At 60.4% G+C, this 15,886-nt stretch carries 14 protein-coding genes; 2 read left to right on the forward strand and 12 right to left on the reverse strand.

Translation table 11 applies throughout. The features are described from left to right. Positions 1–19 precede the first annotated feature (19 nt). The 12 genes from ACO06F_RS01950 to ACO06F_RS02005 form a co-directional block, all read right to left on the reverse strand. Entirely contained in the window at positions 20–871 is an 852-nt protein-coding gene (locus ACO06F_RS01950; RefSeq protein ID WP_421695020.1) for a hypothetical protein, read from the reverse strand. A gap of 73 nt (positions 872–944) precedes the next feature. Next, a complete protein-coding gene (locus ACO06F_RS01955) occupies positions 945–2,174 on the reverse strand; it encodes a tyrosine-type recombinase/integrase (RefSeq protein ID WP_421695021.1) in 1,230 nt (409 codons plus the stop codon). Positions 2,175–2,996: 822 nt separating this feature from the next. Next, the gene (locus ACO06F_RS01960) at positions 2,997–3,212 is read right to left on the reverse strand and encodes a hypothetical protein (protein WP_421695022.1); all 216 of its coding nucleotides are present in this window, start codon (positions 3,210–3,212) and stop codon (positions 2,997–2,999) included. Positions 3,213–3,300: 88 nt separating this feature from the next. After that, entirely contained in the window at positions 3,301–4,176 is an 876-nt protein-coding gene (locus ACO06F_RS01965) for a hypothetical protein (RefSeq protein WP_421695023.1), read from the reverse strand. Next, positions 4,176–4,850, reverse strand: coding sequence for a hypothetical protein (locus tag ACO06F_RS01970; RefSeq protein ID WP_421695024.1), 675 nt, complete (start codon positions 4,848–4,850; stop codon positions 4,176–4,178). The genes ACO06F_RS01965 and ACO06F_RS01970 overlap by 1 nt, the downstream gene beginning before the upstream one ends. A gap of 143 nt (positions 4,851–4,993) precedes the next feature. Continuing rightward, the gene (locus tag ACO06F_RS01975) at positions 4,994–6,604 is read right to left on the reverse strand and encodes an arylsulfatase (RefSeq protein ID WP_421696602.1); all 1,611 of its coding nucleotides are present in this window, start codon (positions 6,602–6,604) and stop codon (positions 4,994–4,996) included. Positions 6,605–6,842: 238 nt separating this feature from the next. Further along, positions 6,843–7,811 (reverse strand): outer membrane protein, encoded by a 969-nt coding sequence (locus ACO06F_RS01980; protein ID WP_421695025.1) that lies wholly within the window; start codon positions 7,809–7,811, stop codon positions 6,843–6,845. Between the two features lie 247 nt (positions 7,812–8,058). Continuing rightward, positions 8,059–8,889: an outer membrane protein gene (locus ACO06F_RS01985; protein ID WP_421695026.1), complete on the reverse strand. Its 831-nt coding sequence runs from the start codon at positions 8,887–8,889 to the stop codon at positions 8,059–8,061. A gap of 106 nt (positions 8,890–8,995) precedes the next feature. Then, positions 8,996–9,889 (reverse strand): glycosyltransferase family 32 protein, encoded by an 894-nt coding sequence (locus ACO06F_RS01990; protein ID WP_421695027.1) that lies wholly within the window; start codon positions 9,887–9,889, stop codon positions 8,996–8,998. 49 nt (positions 9,890–9,938) lie between these two features. Further along, entirely contained in the window at positions 9,939–10,382 is a 444-nt protein-coding gene (locus ACO06F_RS01995; RefSeq protein ID WP_421695028.1) for a hypothetical protein, read from the reverse strand. Between the two features lies 1 nt (position 10,383). Next, positions 10,384–10,995, reverse strand: a complete 612-nt coding sequence (locus ACO06F_RS02000) for a L,D-transpeptidase (protein WP_421695029.1) — start codon at positions 10,993–10,995, stop codon at positions 10,384–10,386. A 130-nt stretch (positions 10,996–11,125) separates the two neighbouring features. Then, positions 11,126–13,567, reverse strand: a complete 2,442-nt coding sequence (locus ACO06F_RS02005; RefSeq protein WP_421695030.1) for a GcvT family protein — start codon at positions 13,565–13,567, stop codon at positions 11,126–11,128. Positions 13,568–13,737: 170 nt separating this feature from the next. On the opposite strand from ACO06F_RS02005, the gene denD reads away from it, so the two are divergent. After that, the gene (gene denD / locus ACO06F_RS02010) at positions 13,738–14,718 is read left to right on the forward strand and encodes a D-erythronate dehydrogenase (protein WP_421695031.1); all 981 of its coding nucleotides are present in this window, start codon (positions 13,738–13,740) and stop codon (positions 14,716–14,718) included. Beyond that, the gene (locus tag ACO06F_RS02015; protein WP_421695032.1) at positions 14,718–15,743 is read left to right on the forward strand and encodes an Ldh family oxidoreductase; all 1,026 of its coding nucleotides are present in this window, start codon (positions 14,718–14,720) and stop codon (positions 15,741–15,743) included. Before denD ends, ACO06F_RS02015 begins: the two co-directional genes overlap by 1 nt. The last annotated feature ends 143 nt before the right edge of the window (positions 15,744–15,886 follow it).

Consider the following 15,886-nt stretch of genomic DNA (forward strand, 5'->3'; position numbering starts at 1 on the left):
AACTTGATTTGTTACTCGCCTAAATCATTCCGAGCATACCAATAATGCATGGACCAACTTGCCCAATTTCGCTGTCCACGTCCATTCCATTGAAGGTGCAAATTGCTTGTGGCTTGCCTCTCTCAATTGGCTGCAGCCATCTCAAAAGCTGAAAGCTTCGTTCGTGTAGGGCGTACGCGTGGCACACCATCCCTATAGACAAACTCCCGCCTACCGTACCGACACCTTCAGATATGATCCGTTCTATCGCGCGCTTGGGTAAACGCAACGTCCGCCCTTCGGGGTCGCCATCTCTCTGATATTGCTCATACGCCAAGTTGAATTGCTCTTTCGCGTCACCAAGGAGAATTGGCAAACCTTCCTTATAAGGGTCATTACAAACTAGTTTTGACTCGTCGTCGGGGCGTGTAAGCGGAGTTATTCCGTAGACTTCGAATCTATTGCTATGCGGACACTCTCCGAAGATGCTGCACTCAAAGCGGCCGTAGGCCATATCATTCGTGAGCATTTCGCGGGAAACGCGCGTGGCTACCCTACGGACCATATCTGCAACTTCTCTCAGCATGGGAGGATCGGCTGTGGTAACATTGACCAAGTTCTGCAAAAACGTGCTCGCGTGAGCATGCGTCAAGATTGCTGGGAGTACGTCTCCAGCAAATGCAAACCCGTAGGTCCTCCAAAAATGTGGAGCTGGAAAAAGGTTGGTTTGCGTCGCAATTCGCCTACAAACGGTGGGCAACAGGAGCAGCTTTGCGCCTATCTCAGTACGAACCTGGGTGCCGCCTGATTGGAGCGGAAAGGAAATTCTTGTGTCTGCAACTGCCCAGAGCGCATCATCGGCAGCCTCATGCCAAATCGCCACAATCGTCATCTGAAGCTCCATTGGTCTGGAAACTACACGCGCTTTTCAAGCAGTTCCGCCTATACCTATAAGATAGTCGGTGTTAACCTTTACTACGCAGGGCCACCACATTGGTGGCGAACTTCGGTTCGCACCATGCCGTCCAAGCTTCCATGAGCTTTCGCCTCTTTTCGAATTGGTCGCCGCGCCTGTAGGCGGCTTCGGCCTTGTCGCTGATACGATGGGCCAGTGCATGTTCGCAGGTCTCGTGTGGGAATGAAGTCTGTTCGGAAGCCCAGTCCCGGAATGTGGACCGGAAACCGTGTACGGTGATGCTGTCCCGCTTCATGCGGCGGAGTTGCATGGCCATTGCCATCCCGGAAAGTGGCTTGCCTCTCGCGTTGCCCGGGAACACATGCGGGTTTCCCTGCAGCTTGGGTAGGCTTCGCAGAATGTCCAGCGCCCGGTCCGTCATGGGAATGCGGTGGGCGTGGCTCGCCTTCATACGCTGGGGAGGAATGGTCCAAATGGCCTTCTCCACATCAATTTCGCTCCATTCGGCGTTCAGCACCTCGGAGGACCGGGAAGCCGTCAGGATGCAAAACTCGATGGCCAGCGCTGCCGTCGATTGCCGCGCCCTCAGGTCGGCCATGAAGGCCGGGAGGTCATCATAGGGCAGTGCCGCATGGTGGCCTCTGGTGAGCTTCTGACGGGCCGGGAGAAGGGTCTTGAGGTGGCCCCGCCATGTTGCTGGGTTCGGGCCATCGCGGTAGCCCAGCGCCCGCGCCGCGTCCAAGACGTTCTCAATCCGGCCCCGGAGCCGTGAGGCGGTCTCCGGTACCTTGTTCCAGATCGGCTGGAGGACCGAGAGAACTGCCTCGGTGTCGATTTCATTGATGGGTTTGGTACGGATGGTCCGGCAGTAAGCTTCGCCAAGGGTCATCTCCCACTGGGCGACATGCTTGGCGTTCCGGAACTTGGGCTTGTGGCTGTTGATGTAGTCATCTGCGAAGGTCCCGAATGCTGGGATGGTGCGCCCGGCCTTTTCCTGGGCCTTCCGATGCTCCAGCGGGTCAACTCCGGCTGAGAGCAGCCGCCGCGCCTCCAGTGCCCGTTCCCGTGCCTCGGCAAGCGACACCTGGCCCCGCGCCGCGCCGCCAAGGCCCATCTCCCGCCGCACCTCTTTGCCCTCGGCGGTCTTGCCCAACCGATAGAAGAAGGTCCAGCGCTTCCCGCCGTTGGCGGAGATGAAAAGATAGAGGTTGTTTCCGTCTGCATAGCGCCCCGGCTTGGTTAGGGTTTCCACCCTGCGGGCATTAAGCTTTCCAGCCATTGCAGCACCTCCGTCTGTCCAACCGTTGTCCTACCGATTGTCCTACCAGAAACGCCGGATTGCAGCAATCAAGAATGAACGCAAGTGAACGCAGGCGCTCCAATGCTTCAATATAAAGGATTTTTAAGAAACGCAGACGAAGGGCGCTGAATGACTGCGGACGATACTGCGGCGGACTCCCCCTCCGCCATTTAGTTATCTATATGCCGCCGTCTGTTGAAACCGGGGTGGCCCTGCGGTGAGTCCGCGAAATGGGTCTGATCGTCCTGCCAGAGCACGTAGCGGAAGACGGAGCGTTGATTTCCTGTTGTGGCCGTTCTGCGCGGTTGCTTGTGTATCAAGCAGAGTATAAGTTTCCTGGCGATACGTCTTCCAGCGCAAATGTGAACAGGAGATAGATCGATGGCGAAAAAGGCCAATCCCCCCCAATCTACGGAAGATGCGTTGAACAAGCTGGTGGCTTCTGTTCACACATTTGATTCATTTGGGCGCGCCATCGTCGCAGCCGCTTTGTCAGAGGCGGCAAGGTCGGGAACATCCGTCGCGCAATCCAAAGTTACGGCCACCGTTCAAGTCACGCCCCTTCAGCATCACAACGGCCCGGCTGCATTTTCGGCCGGGGGTTCAGCGGCTGGCGCGGGGGCAGCAGGCCCTGCAACCGCGGAACCAAGCATATCAGTTACTATATGCATTGGAGACAGTTGCTATGTCATGGGGATATAGCAGCTAGACTTCAGATCTGCAGCGCATGCCGGCTCTCTGGTGATGCTGCGGGTCGTGGGCGGGGATGGGCATCGCAGGTTGTTTGCGAGAACCGCCCCGCTATGCAAACAGCCGTTCAAATACCCGGCGCACCAACGTGAGGGCATGCTCCGGTTCTGGCGCTTCGAAGTCCCAGTCTTCCACCTCTTCCACGATTGATTGGCGCTCGGGCTGGGGCATGCCGGATTCGCGGTAGCGGCGGTATTGGTCGGCGAGGAGGTTGCAGTCCATGCCGCGGAACTGGATGGTGCTGGATGATGGCTGTTCGGTGCTCATGGGTGCTGACCTCCGGCTCGGATCACTCAGGTGTAAGTCCGCGAAGGCCTGGAGCGGTAACGGAGTCAGCGGATGTGGTTAATGGCTGTCAGCCGAGGAAGGTGACAGGGAGTGCGGCCAGGCGGGCGAGGTCTGACTGGTAGCGGGCGGTGAGGATGGCTTTCTGTTCGGCACTGAGGGGGTCATAGCGCTCCCCTGCCCGTTCCTCCGCGATCAGCTGCTGTGCGGCCTGGCGGCGCTGGGCGAGGTTCATTGCGGGGTCGAGCGCTTCGATGCGGCGGATGGCGCCAGCGGTGAGGCGCGTCGTATCTCCCGGAATACCGTGCTTCACCTCCGGCACGTCAACGCCGCTCACGCGCTGCAGAATGGCAGCGGGGTTGCGGAGGTAGAACTCCAGCGTCCACACCGTGACATTCGCGGGACCTAAGACGTCTCCGATGGTTTCGATCAGTTCCACCCAGCTGGGGGGTGCTTCGAGCCAGCGGTTCAGGTGCTGGGTGAAGGTGATGGTGCTGCTCCCGTCCCTGAGGGCCTGGCTGTAGACGGAGGGCAGAAGATCCGCATAGTTTCGGATACTCAAAAACACCCGTCTGCTTTCGGGCCTGGTGATGCCTGCGAATGGCAGAAGGCGGGCGCGCGCATGCGGGTAGAAGCCGGTCAGAAGATCAACAGCGCTTCCGAGAATATCTTCCTCTGACAGAAGGAAGCGGCGCGGAAGGCCGGGCGGCAGGGTGAGGAATTCACCCAAGCTGCTCTTCCGCGTCTGCGGATTTCCATTGAGGTGATTTGCGAAGATCGCCCGCAGGAGGCCGGCACTGCGCGTCCGGTCCCGCGGCAGATAGAGGCAGCCCCCTTCGATGAGCGCGCGTTGCTGGGCCTCCAGATTGTCCTGAAGATGGGTGGTCGCGGTTTTGTGTGCACCAATGTGAAGCCGCACCTCTTCAGGCCCGCCAGGCGGCGGCATCAGGCTTTCCCCGCTTGCGCAATCCAGCGATTGCACTGGCGCAGCAACTCCTCATCCTGCGCGTACCATCGGCGCAGATTGGTAAGGGCGGTGTCCGACAGGGGCTTCACGGCGGAATAATCATTGCCATGGCGGGCGCGCTTGCTCGTTGTGGGGTCCACCACCTGTAGCGGCATGCCCTCGAGGCCCAGCCTCGCATAGAGCTCTCTCATATCCGCTTCGAAATGCTCCTGCCGGATGATGAAGACCGGCGGCCAGTGGCTGAGGAAGAAGCCGAGGCCGCGGAAATAATCCGTCTGGTCGCGCGCCAGATGCTCGATCGACTTCATGGCGGCAAAGGCCCTGCTGCCCTCGGCACCATCGGTGAAGAGCGCTTCCGCCAGATCGTTCGCGTGTTCGAAGTAGCCAAATGCGATCCGCTCCGAGGGGGACCATTCGCTGTTGTAGAGCGGCTGGCCCTTGCGCTTGCGGCTGTAGAAGCCGGAGAGGAAGCGGGCTTCCGGCGCGCGGACGGAGAAGAAATATTCAGAACCCGGCGGAAGATGCGCAAGCGTCACGTGATGGGGGTGCGCGATGATGCGCAGATCGCTGCGCGTGGCGTTGATGACGGCGGCAAGCGACTTGATGTAGGTGCCGGCGCATTTTCCGATGTGTAGAAAATGCAGTTGCCGCATGAAACCCTGCTCCGGTGGCGCGCGATGAATGGCGAATGTCCGGAACCGGATAGCCTGATCCCGGCCAGGCTTTCAAGCAATAGTTGCCGGGTTGGGGGCGGCCTTGATCTCAAGGCCGCCCCCTCCCCGCGAATGCAGTCCCGTCAGTTGCCCGAAGGCAGGCTGATGACCACGCCGTCCTTTGCCAGCTGCTCCCGCACCCAGTTGAACTTCTGGTAATTCGAGATGGTGATGGGGCCGGTGTAGCCCCCGCTCTGTAGCTTCCTGGGCGGATACTGGATATAGGTTTTCATCAGCTTGTTGATCTCATCGCTGATGGTCACCATCGTCCAGGTGTGTTCGGTGTAGTTGTTCATGAAGATGTCATAGCGCTCCTGTGGGTCCTGCAAGAGGTCGAAGACCTGGGGAACGACGGCGACGTATTTTTCCGCGCCCTTCCAGCCCAGATTGCTGTCAACCGCGAGGCCGCCGGTTGCCTGGCCATCATCGCCGCGCAGGTTGAAGACAGCCTTGTAATGGCCGACACGCGCCGCACCCGGCGTAAGCTCATCCTCGGTGAAGTAGAACCAGTTCTTGCGGGGGTCGGGCCCGGTTCCGAACAGAACGGGTGAAATATCGAAGCTGTCGAAGATCATGGGCTGGCCTTCGCGGTCCTTGTCCGGCAACTGCTTCAGACCCGCCACAGATGCGAATGTTGCCATGAGATCCAGGCCGCCGACGATATCGTGGTTGCGCTGGTGATCCTTGATCTTGCCCGGCATCCAGGCAATGGCCGGAACGCGGTTACCACCTTCACGCACCGTGCCCTTGGTGCCGCGGAAGGGCGTATAGCCCGCATCGGGGTAAACATCCTGCCAGGCGCCATTGTCCGTCGTGTAGAACACCAGCGTGTTCTGATCGAGCTTCAGTTCACGCAGCCTGTCCATGATCTTGCCGATATGCGCGTCAAGCTCCACCACGGAATCCGCATATTTGCTCTTGGAAATCGACTTGTGAATGAATTCCGGGCTCGGCAGATTGGGCTGGTGAACCTTCATGAAGTTCACATTGATGAAGAAGGGCTGGTCCTTCTTGGTTGCCGCCTCATCCAGGAATTCCAGCGCTGCCTTTTCGACGTAATTGTCAAAGAACGGAATGCCGACGATGCCCTTCTCCGGCGTATCGACATATTCGCCGTTGATCTTGAAATCCTCATGCGCCTTTTCGCCGGCCTTGCCGGAGAGTGCACCCTTGGTGACTTCAGCGAACATCTTGCGGAGTTCGGGATCCATGTCGGGGAACCACTCAGGGTCGGCATAGGTGTAGGCGTTGAGGTGATAGAGCCCCACGTATTTCATCACGTCATAGCCCTGGGCATTGGGCAGCGCATAGTCCGCCTCGCCCAGATGCCACTTGCCGGTGAAATAGGTGCCGTAGCCAGCCTGCTTGAGAACTGAGGCCAAGGTCCATTCGGCTGCGGGAAGGCCGCCGCCCTGCCCCTGGAAGGCAACCGTGGTCATGCCGCTGCGGTTGGGGATGCGGCCCGTCTGCATGGCGGCACGGCCGGGCGTGCAGCTGGGCTGGGCATAAAAGGAAAAGAAGGTCATGCCTTCGTCCGCCAGCCTGTCCAGATTGGGCGTGGGCATGCCGCGGCCTTCGCCGCCGCCATAGATCCCTAAATCGCCATAACCGGTATCGTCCGAGACGATGAACAGGATGTTGGGCTTCGGCGCCTCCTGCGCCCAGGCTGCGGGTGCTGTGCACGCCAGCGCCATCGCCGCGAACGTCAGTACACGGTGTATCACGGTCTTGCCTCCCTTTGATGCTGCTGCGCCTTCACCGGCATATGTTGCGCCCGGCGGCGACAGGCTGATGTCAACGCTTCGGACTTTATTCGAGAGCACCCGCGCCTGCACGATTTTTCCACGCAAGGCGGCCACTGGAGGCATCACATATGCGCATAACAAAATGGCCGGGGAAAACCCCGGCCATCTGCAGGAAATCGTTTGCTGATTACATGCGGAAAGAGATGGTCGCCACAACCGATTGATCGGTTACATCAGCCTTGGCCTTCACGCCTGCACCGTAATCGAAGCACGCTTCACCGTCACAGCTGCCATAGAAGGAATCGCCCTTCTTGGCCTTGATGGAGCCGTAGTCGGCATAGCGATATTCAAGCTTCAGCGAGAAGTGGTCGGTCAGCAAGGTTTCGAGACCGCCACCGATGTAGTAGCCGTCGAGCCACTCGTCGCTCGACGCCTTGACGTTGTAAGCAGCTTCAATTCCACCATCTTCGTCACCGGCGCCGCTCGAACCCTGGAAGCGGGCCTTGAGATTGGCCTCTTCCTGCGTATAGCCACCGCTCGCGAAGACGAGCGTGCTGTCGGTCACCAGATAACCCAACCGGCCACCGATCGACCAGCTGTTGCCGATATCGAGGCTGGAGTTGACGACACCGCCGCCGCCGCCGCCCGATGAACCGTCAATCGAATCGTAGAAGTCACCACCGCCCGAACCGCCGGCCTTGGCCGACATTTCGCGGCTACCGAGCGTGAAAGAGGCATTCACACCGGCGACGATGCGATCAAACTGGTAATCGGCGCCGATTTCGGCGCGTCCCAGAATGCCGGCCTTGCCTTGGTCATCCTTGAAGCCTGCGTCAGCACCCGTCGAGCCCGAGCAGAAACCGGCGTCACAGAAGAATGAGCCAAGAACAGTGGCGGTATCGACGTTATAGATCGGCATGAGTTCCAGAGCCGAAGAATCGCCCTGGGGGATCGGAAGTTCTCCCTCATAGTAGTCATCGTAGAAGCCGCCACCTGCAACGCTCGTGTCGGCGAAGGAATAGCCGCCGCCCACGCCGACGCCGAAGTAGAAACCCGTCCAGGTCGGAGCCGGGGCTGCAACGATGTCAGCGGCCTGAGCCGCCGAGGCGAGCATGAGAGCGGATGACGCGAGAACAATAGCGCGAATTTTGTTCATGTACCTGATTCCCCAGCAATGATTGCACCTCCTGTGTGTAATTTAGATTTTGGGGGGATTCTACGACCTCCAGGATGTACCGTCACGGTTTTGCCAGAGTGTTGCAATGATGTAACCATAATCAAGGTTGCACATATTTCGAATTATGAATGTTACGCCTGCTTATGATAAATTATCGGTTAAGTGTTGTTTCAAAAAGAAAAAACCCGGCGCGGGGGCCGGGTTTTCGCTGTTATGCACGGGTGGATCAGAAGCGATACTTGAGCGTCGCGCGAACCACGCTGAAGCGGTAGTCTACGCTGCCCCTCTCTTCGACGTCGCTCCAGACGTCGTTGACCACGTCTTCTCCGGTACTGACATCTGCGGCAGACGTCCAGTCAACGGAACCCATATCGACGTAGAGATATTCGGCGCCGAGTGTCCAGCGGTCGATCCCGTATTCCACACCGGCGCCGAGTGTCCAGCCCAGCCTCCACCCGTCATTGGAGCCGGACCAGTTCGCATATTCGGCGTCATTATACGCGTCGAGCTTCTGACTGACGTTCAACTTGCCATAGGCAAGGCCGCCCGTACCGTAGAGCAGGATATTGTTCGCCGCATAGCCCAGCCGGCCGCGGAATGTGCCGTACCAGTCTCCTTCCATGTGGAACGAGTCAGTGGCCTTAGTGCTCGGATCAGTGAAAACGGCGTCCATCACGTCGCTGACATTCCGGCTGGTGTTGGAGTTGAAGGCCAGATAGTTGAAATCGCCTTCGAAACCGACCACGAAATGATTGAGCTGCCAGTTGTAGCCGGCATTGATGCCGCCGGTGAACACCGTCTCACTGCCGTCTTCCGAGGAGCTGAGATCGTGAATCAGATCAGGCGTATCGTCACCGTCAGCGAACTCATCGGGGCCTGTGTAGCGGAACCGGGAGTTGAGCTTGCTCATGTCGATTCCCACCCCGGCATTGACGCCGACATAGCCGCCGGACCAATCATAGGACGAGGGCGCGAACCCCATGTCTGATGCATGGGCGATGGACGACCAGGCAAACATCGTAGCGGCGGTGGATGCCGCAATGAGCACCTTCTTCATGGTGAGACCTCTGCGTTTTATGGTTACTTTCACAACCAAAAATCGCATCGAATGGCTTACAAATGGTGAATCAGCCCTAAGAATTCTCTGAAAACCTGGTCGCGGGCTACCGCCAGCCCCACAGCAGAATTGGCAGGACGACGATGAAGCTGATCGTTGCCACGAAGGAAAGCACCGCGAGCTTCAGGACAACATCTGTGTTCTCGAGGACCTCACGTGCCAGAAGTTCACCTATTCCAAGGGTAATGACCTGGCCCCGGTCCACGTAGACGTCCTTCAGCACGTTCGGTTCACGCAGATTCGAATAGTGGCTGGGCTGGCGGGCATGGCGGTCCTTGTCGGCCGTGCCTTCGTAGATGCTGTACTGAAAGCCCAAATCCACGACGTCCAGCGCGGTCATGGGGAAATGCTGGCGCAACGGCCAGATGGTGCTGGTGTAGCAAATGGGTCCGGACAGGCGCAGGACGCCCTCCTTACCCATGCCGAATCGCTTCGGCGAATAATTTCTTATATTGGCGATCACCTGCGCGATCACGGCCTTGAGGAACGGGTGCCCCTCCTCCGAGATCACAAACCACTGCTGGAATTCACCGCCGGGCACATGACTGATTTCAGGGTAAAGGCCCGCCCCCTCGTAGAGCTGGCCGAATTTGTTCCGCCATTGCGAGATGACGAAACGGAAGTCCGGTTTCAGGATCTCGTCCAGCGGCGCATTTATGGTGCTCTTGATATCCAGATAAACGCCGCCTTCGTGATAGATCACGGCGTAGCGCCAGAGATCCGCAAGGACGACGCCATATTTGGGATTGATGTCCTGCACGGCGCGCCAATCATCCGGGCTCAGCTTGTCCCGGAGATAGGCGGTCATATCGGCATTGTCGAAGAGCCGGTGCTCCCATCCCGGGTTTTGGCGAATCAGCTTTGCGATGTTGGCTGAGTAATCGTTATCAATGGCAGTCCGGTCTGGGACGGTCTGAAACAGCTTCCGTGGAATAGGCATCAGGGCAAAATTGCAGTCATTTCCGGCACGATCAGGCCTCGCCGCAGCGTCAGAGAGGGATGAGCTGCATGCTGCCTGCGGTGAGGCGGGTGCCGTCAGAGGTGATGGGGGCGCAGGTCGATGGCGTGCCCTTGGGGAGGAAGCTCGTTGGGTTGCGCGCTTCGCAGAGCTTGCCCTGGGCCGCCTGCCAGAGGCCGCTGCCGGGGCCCTTGCCCGCTTCGTCATACTCAAATGTGCCGTCCCTGAAATAGGTGACGGTGCCTTTGCGGCCGGGTGCTGCGAAGGTGAATTTGCGCTCCGCCAGGGCGTTGGTGATCATGGGTGCTGAAAGCGGGCCCGTGGGCAGCGGCGCCGGCGCCATCACCGCAGGTGCGGCGGGAGCAAGCGGTGCTGCCGGTGCCAGGTCAGGCGTTGAGGAACTGTGGGAGCAAGCACCGAGGGCGAGGCCCGCGGCCAGAAGTGTCATCCCTGCAAGACCGCGCGCAGGGCTCACGTTACACGCCCTCCGCAAGGACCACCACGCGCGTGCCGATCGGCACCCGGCGATAGAGTTCCACCACGTCCTGGTTGATCATGCGGATACAGCCCGAAGAGGCATTGTGGCCGATCGACATCGGGTCGGTGGTGCCATGGATGCGGTAGAGCGTGTCATTGCCGTTCTGGTAGAGATAGAGGGCGCGGGCGCCCAGCGGATTTTCGGGCCCGCCCGGCATGCCGTTGGCCCATTTGGCTTTTTCCGGGCTGCGGGCGATCATTTCCTTGGGCGGCGTCCAGCGCGGCCACATGACCTTGCGGCCGATGTCCGCGAGGCCTGCCCAGCGGAAACCGTCCTTGCCGACGGCGCAGCCCCAGCGCATGGCCTGGCCACCCTGCAGCACCAGATAAATCTGGCGGGCGGGCGTATCGACGATCACCGTGCCCGGCCACTGGCGCCCGGTATATTTCACGACAGTAGGGCGGAAAGCCTCGGGAATCTTGCTGTAATTGAAGGGCGGAAGCGGATACGGATCGTCGTCAGAGCTCTGGGCGAGAGCCGCAGTGGACAGCGGCGCCGCAAGCAGGGCTGCGGACGCACCGGTCAAGACTGCTCGGCGGGAAAGCATCATGGTCCTCTCGTCAGATTTCAAAGGCATTACAAGCATAACTACCAAATTGGCGGGGAAACGCTAAGTACATATTAACGATAAGCCGCAAGTTGTGGAACATTGTGTGCCAGAACACAATCTCCTTGCATCTTCAGCTTTTTACCCGCCCGTGCGAGGGGTCATGGAGGGCGCCCAAGTGAAGCGTGGCCTTCACCACTTCATTGGCCACCACCAGCTCATATGTGCCGGCGAGGAGGTAGTCCTCGTCCAGACCTGAAGGACTGCGCACATAGCCAAAGCCAATGGGTCTGTTCACAGTATAGCCAAAGCCACCACTGGTGAGATAGCCCGCGAACTGGCCGTTGCGGAGAATCGTTTCGCGCCCCGCCAGCACCACGTCGTCCCGCTCCGTGGTGAAGCAGGCCAGAAGCTTGGTGAGGGGTCTGCCGATGATCTCTTCAACAGCCTTGCGGCCGAGGAAATCTTCGTTGGAGCGCAGCTTCACCGCCCAGCCGAGGCCTGCATGGAATGGCGTGTCATTGGGGGTGATGTCAGACCCCCAGGCGCGGTAGGCCTTCTCGAGGCGGAGCGATTCGATGGCGCGGTAGCCCGCAGGTGCAATGCCGAAGGGAGCGCCCGCCGCCATGACGGCATCGAACACCTCGCCCAAGGCTGCAATCGGCACGTGGAGTTCCCAGCCCAGCTCGCCCACATAGGTGACGCGCAGCGCCCTGAGTTCGGTTCCCGCGATCTCGATCACACGTGCCGCACCAAAGGGGAAGGCCGCGTTGCTCACATCGGCTGTGGTAACGGCCGAGAGAATGTCCCGCGCCTTGGGTCCCATGAGCGAGAGCGTGCCCCAGGCTTCCGTCACATCGGTGAAGGAAACATCCAGCCTTGGCGGAATGTGATCGGCGATCCAGGCGAAATCATGCGTGCGGAAGCCCGTGCCGGTGACGATGTAGAAATGATCCTCGGCCAGCTGCGCCACAGTGAGGTCGCATTCGATGCCGCCGCGGCTGTTGAGCATCTGGGTGTAGGTGAGCTTGCCCGGCCCGCGCACCACGCGGTTGGCACAGATGTAAGAGAGGGCCTCTGCCGCACCCCTGCCCTTCATCTCGAACTTGGCGAAGGATGACTGGTCGAACAGCCCGGCCCGCTCCCGAACGGCTTTGTGTTCTTCTCCCACGGCGGCAAACCAGTTCTGGCGGCCCATGGAGGGAATATCCTTAGGCTCCGTCCCACCAGGTGCGAACCAGTTGGGCCGCTCCCAGCCGAGCTTGGAGCCGAAGCTGGCATTGAGAGATTTCAGGCGGCCATAAAGTGGCGACACGATGCGCGGCCGGCCGCTCTGATATTCCTCATTGGGGTAGGCCACCGTGTAGTGCTTGCCATAGGCTTCGAGTGTGCGTTCGCAGGTCCAGGCGCGGTCCTTGTGGAGGCTGGAGAAGCGGCGGATGTCGACGACCCACAGGTCCATCGGCGCCTCGCCCTTGGCGGCCCATTCGGCGAGAACCCAGCCGGCGCCGCCGCCTGAGGCGATGCCGAAGGCGTTGAAGCCCGCACCCACATAGAAATTCTTCAGCTCCGGTGCGGCACCCAGGATGAAGTTGCCATCGGGTGTGAAGCTTTCAGGACCGTTGATCATTTTCTTGATGCCGGTCTGCGCCAGGGCGGGCACACGGGCGAGTGCCTCGCCCATGTGCTGCTCGAAATGGTCCCAGTCATCATCGAAGAGCTGGAATTCGAAATCATCCGGAACATCGCCCGTGGTCCAGGCGATGGGATCGGGCTCATAGCCGCCGAAGACGAGGCCGCCCACCTCCTCCTTGAAATAGGTGCGGCGGTCAGGGTCACGGAGCGTTGCGGCATCCGCGGCGAGGCCTTCCACCTTTTCGGTGATGACATACTGATGCTTGACCGGCTGGAGGGGCACGGAAACACCCGCCAGTGCGCCGATCTGCCGGGCCCATTGGCCACCGCAGTTGATCACCGTCTCGCAGGCGATGGTGCCCTGATTGGTGCGGATGGCCGTAATGCGGCCCTCCGCACTGTCAAAGCCTTCAACACGGCAGCCCTCGGCGATCTTCGCCCCATGCATGCGCGCACCCTTGGCGAGGGATTGCGCGATGTCAGACGGAGACGCCTGACCATCGGTCGGGAGCCAGGACGCGCCGACGAGGTCGGACACATCCATCAGCGGCCACATCTTCTTCACCTCGGCAGGCGAGATCAGATGCATCTCCATGCCGAAGCTCTGCGCCGTGGTGGCAAGGCGCTTGAACTCGGTCCAGCGGTCCTCATTGGTGGCAAGGCGCAGGCAGCCCGTCATCTTCCAGCCGGTGGCAAGGCCCGTCTCATCATCGAGGCGCTTATAGAGATCGACGGAATATTTCAGCACCTGGGTGATGGAGGCGGAGGATCGGAGCTGGCCCACGAGGCCTGCCGCATGCCAGGTGGAGCCGGAGGTGAGCTTGTTCTGCTCCAGCAGGACCACATCCGCCTTATGGTCCCGCGCCAGATGATAGGCTGTGGAGCAACCAATGATGCCGCCGCCAATCACCACATATTGCGCATGCGAAGGAAGTGCCATGATTTGAGTCCATCTGCCGCTTTCCCGTTCACAAGCATGATTTCGGGATTTTGCGCAAGCGCCAGCTTGACCGTGGCCCCTGCCCGCGCAACAGCCGTGCCGTGCGCGCCAAGCCCTTGTTCGGCATATGAGGCTGCGCCTATTCTCCGCCGCCAAACGGGAGGACTCACATGAATATTCTGGTAATCGGCGGCGGCGGCATGGTCGGCGTCAAATTGATCAACCGGCTGGCGGCGGATGGAAAGCTGGGCGATCAGCCGATCTCCCGCATCATCCGGCAGGATGTGGTGCTGTCTCCCCCGCCGCCCGCATCCAACTTTCCGATCGAAACGCTGATCGGTGACCTGTCTGTTCCGGGTGAGGCCGAAAAGCTCGCGGCGCTGAAGCCCGATGTGATCTTCCACCTGGCGGCGATTGTGTCGGGCGAAGCGGAGGCCGATTTCGAGAAGGGTTACCGCATCAATCTGGACGGCACACGCTATCTGTTCGAGGCGATCCGCAAGGTGGGCGGAGGTTACAAGCCGAAGGTGATCTTCACCTCGTCCATCGCCGTGTTCGGGGCGCCCTTCCCCGAGGCCATTCCGGATGAGTATTTCACCACGCCGCTCACCAGCTATGGCACGCAAAAAGCGATCTGCGAATTGCTGCTGTCGGATTATTCGCGGCGCGGCTTCTTCGATGGCGTGGGCCTGCGCTTCCCCACCGTCTGCGTGCGGCCGGGCAAACCCAATCTCGCGGCATCGGGCTTCTTCTCCAACATCATCCGCGAGCCACTGGCGGGCCATGAGGCGGTGCTGCCAGTGTCCGAGGATGTGCGGCACTGGCACGCGAGCCCGCGCGCGGCCATCAACTTCCTGATCCATGCGGCGACGATGGATACGGGCCTTCTCGGCAGCCGCCGCAACGTGACGCTGCCGGGCGTGTCCTGCACGGTTGGCGAACAAATCGAGGCGCTGCGCAAGGTGGCAGGCGAGAAGGTGGCGGCCCGAATCCGGCGCGAGCCCAATGAGACGATCATGAAGATCGTGGCCGGCTGGCCCCGGAACTTCGAGGCAAAGCGCGGGCGCGAATTGGGCTTCAAGGCCGAGAACAGCTTCGAAGACATCATCCGCGTTCACATTGAGGATGAGCTTGGCGGCAAGATCGCCTGATGCCGAAGACTGCCAGCGTGGAGGCCCTGGCCTCATTTTCCAATGCCGTGCTGCGTGCGTCGGGGGCTGACGAACAATCGTCGGAAGCCGCCACATGGGCCATGCTGCACGCCTCGCTTCACGGGGTGGACAGCCATGGCATCAGGCTTCTGCCCTGGTATGCCGATTGCCTGCGGAACGGCATCGCCAAGGGCAGCCCCAATGTGACGGTGAAGCTGCGCCGCCGCGCCGCCGCCCTGGTTGATGCGGATGACGGGCTTGGCCACATCGCCATGTACCGCGCCATGGATGAGGCTTGCGCGCTGGCGCGGGACTGCGGCATCGGCATGGCGAGCGTCATCAACTCCACGCATTTCGGTGCGGCGGGGGCTTATACGCTGGCCGCGGCGGAGGCGGGTTTCATCGGCATGGTGGCCTCCAACTCCGGCGCCTTCGTGGTGCCCCATGGCGGATCGAAACCGATCCACGGCACGAACCCGCTGTCTCTTGCCGCGCCCAATCCGAAGGGAGAGCACTTTCTGCTGGACATGGCGACCAGTGCTGTCCCCTGGAACAAGGTGCTGCGCTACCGCACCGAGGGGCTGACGCTTCCTGAAGGCGTTGCCGTCGATGCTTCAGGCCGTTTCGTCACGGACCCCAACCTCGCCGTTGCGCTCGCACCGTTCGGCGGGCCTGACTTTGGCTATAAGGGTGCAGCCATTGCCGGCATGGCAGAGGTGCTGGGCGGCATTTTGAGCGGCATGCGGCTTTCAGCCGATCAGGATGGGCTGGCGCTGGGTGACACCAAGGTCGGGCATTTCGTGATGGCGATTGACCCGACGCTGTTCATGACTCTGGAGGCCTTCGGGGCGAAGCTTCAAACCTATATCGACACTTTCAGCCGCCAGCCCGGCACCTATGCGGCAGGAGGCCCCGAATGGGAGCGGCGCCGCATTCGCGAGGTTGATGGCATTCCCTTGCCGGATGGGCTCTATGCGGAGCTTACCGCGGCGGGAACGAGAGCGGGTGTGGAATTTCCTGCGTGAATTCATGCTAACTCACTCCGTCCGGCGTTGCTCAAACCGGCCCCCCTCCGTCTCACTTTGCGCGGGCATGACCTGCGCATCCTTTTCGATGTCGGCAAAGAGGTGCGCCGGGTCAAGCCCGGCGAAGGTGAGTGCTGGAAGCG

Origin of the sequence: Aestuariivirga sp. (assembly GCF_965227715.1) — a bacterium.
Classification (GTDB): Bacteria; Pseudomonadota; Alphaproteobacteria; order Rhizobiales; family Aestuariivirgaceae; genus Aestuariivirga.

Excerpts from the sequence above, each read along its gene's own strand:
- ACO06F_RS01990 (WP_421695027.1), bottom strand. The coding sequence starts at position 9,889 with ATGCCTATTCCACGGAAGCTGTTTCAGACCGTCCCAGACCGGACTGCC.
- ACO06F_RS01985 (WP_421695026.1), bottom strand. The coding sequence starts at position 8,889 with ATGAAGAAGGTGCTCATTGCGGCATCCACCGCCGCTACGATGTTTGCC.
- ACO06F_RS01965 (WP_421695023.1), bottom strand. The coding sequence starts at position 4,176 with ATGCCGCCGCCTGGCGGGCCTGAAGAGGTGCGGCTTCACATTGGTGCA.
- ACO06F_RS01960 (WP_421695022.1), bottom strand. The coding sequence starts at position 3,212 with ATGAGCACCGAACAGCCATCATCCAGCACCATCCAGTTCCGCGGCATG.
- ACO06F_RS02005 (WP_421695030.1), bottom strand. The coding sequence starts at position 13,567 with ATGGCACTTCCTTCGCATGCGCAATATGTGGTGATTGGCGGCGGCATC.
- ACO06F_RS02000 (WP_421695029.1), bottom strand. The coding sequence starts at position 10,995 with ATGATGCTTTCCCGCCGAGCAGTCTTGACCGGTGCGTCCGCAGCCCTG.
- ACO06F_RS01980 (WP_421695025.1), bottom strand. The coding sequence starts at position 7,811 with ATGAACAAAATTCGCGCTATTGTTCTCGCGTCATCCGCTCTCATGCTC.
- ACO06F_RS01950 (WP_421695020.1), bottom strand. The coding sequence starts at position 871 with ATGACGATTGTGGCGATTTGGCATGAGGCTGCCGATGATGCGCTCTGG.
- denD (WP_421695031.1), top strand. The coding sequence starts at position 13,738 with ATGAATATTCTGGTAATCGGCGGCGGCGGCATGGTCGGCGTCAAATTG.
- ACO06F_RS01970 (WP_421695024.1), bottom strand. The coding sequence starts at position 4,850 with ATGCGGCAACTGCATTTTCTACACATCGGAAAATGCGCCGGCACCTAC.
- ACO06F_RS01975 (WP_421696602.1), bottom strand. The coding sequence starts at position 6,604 with ATGGCGCTGGCGTGCACAGCACCCGCAGCCTGGGCGCAGGAGGCGCCG.
- ACO06F_RS01955 (WP_421695021.1), bottom strand. The coding sequence starts at position 2,174 with ATGGCTGGAAAGCTTAATGCCCGCAGGGTGGAAACCCTAACCAAGCCG.
- ACO06F_RS02015 (WP_421695032.1), top strand. The coding sequence starts at position 14,718 with ATGCCGAAGACTGCCAGCGTGGAGGCCCTGGCCTCATTTTCCAATGCC.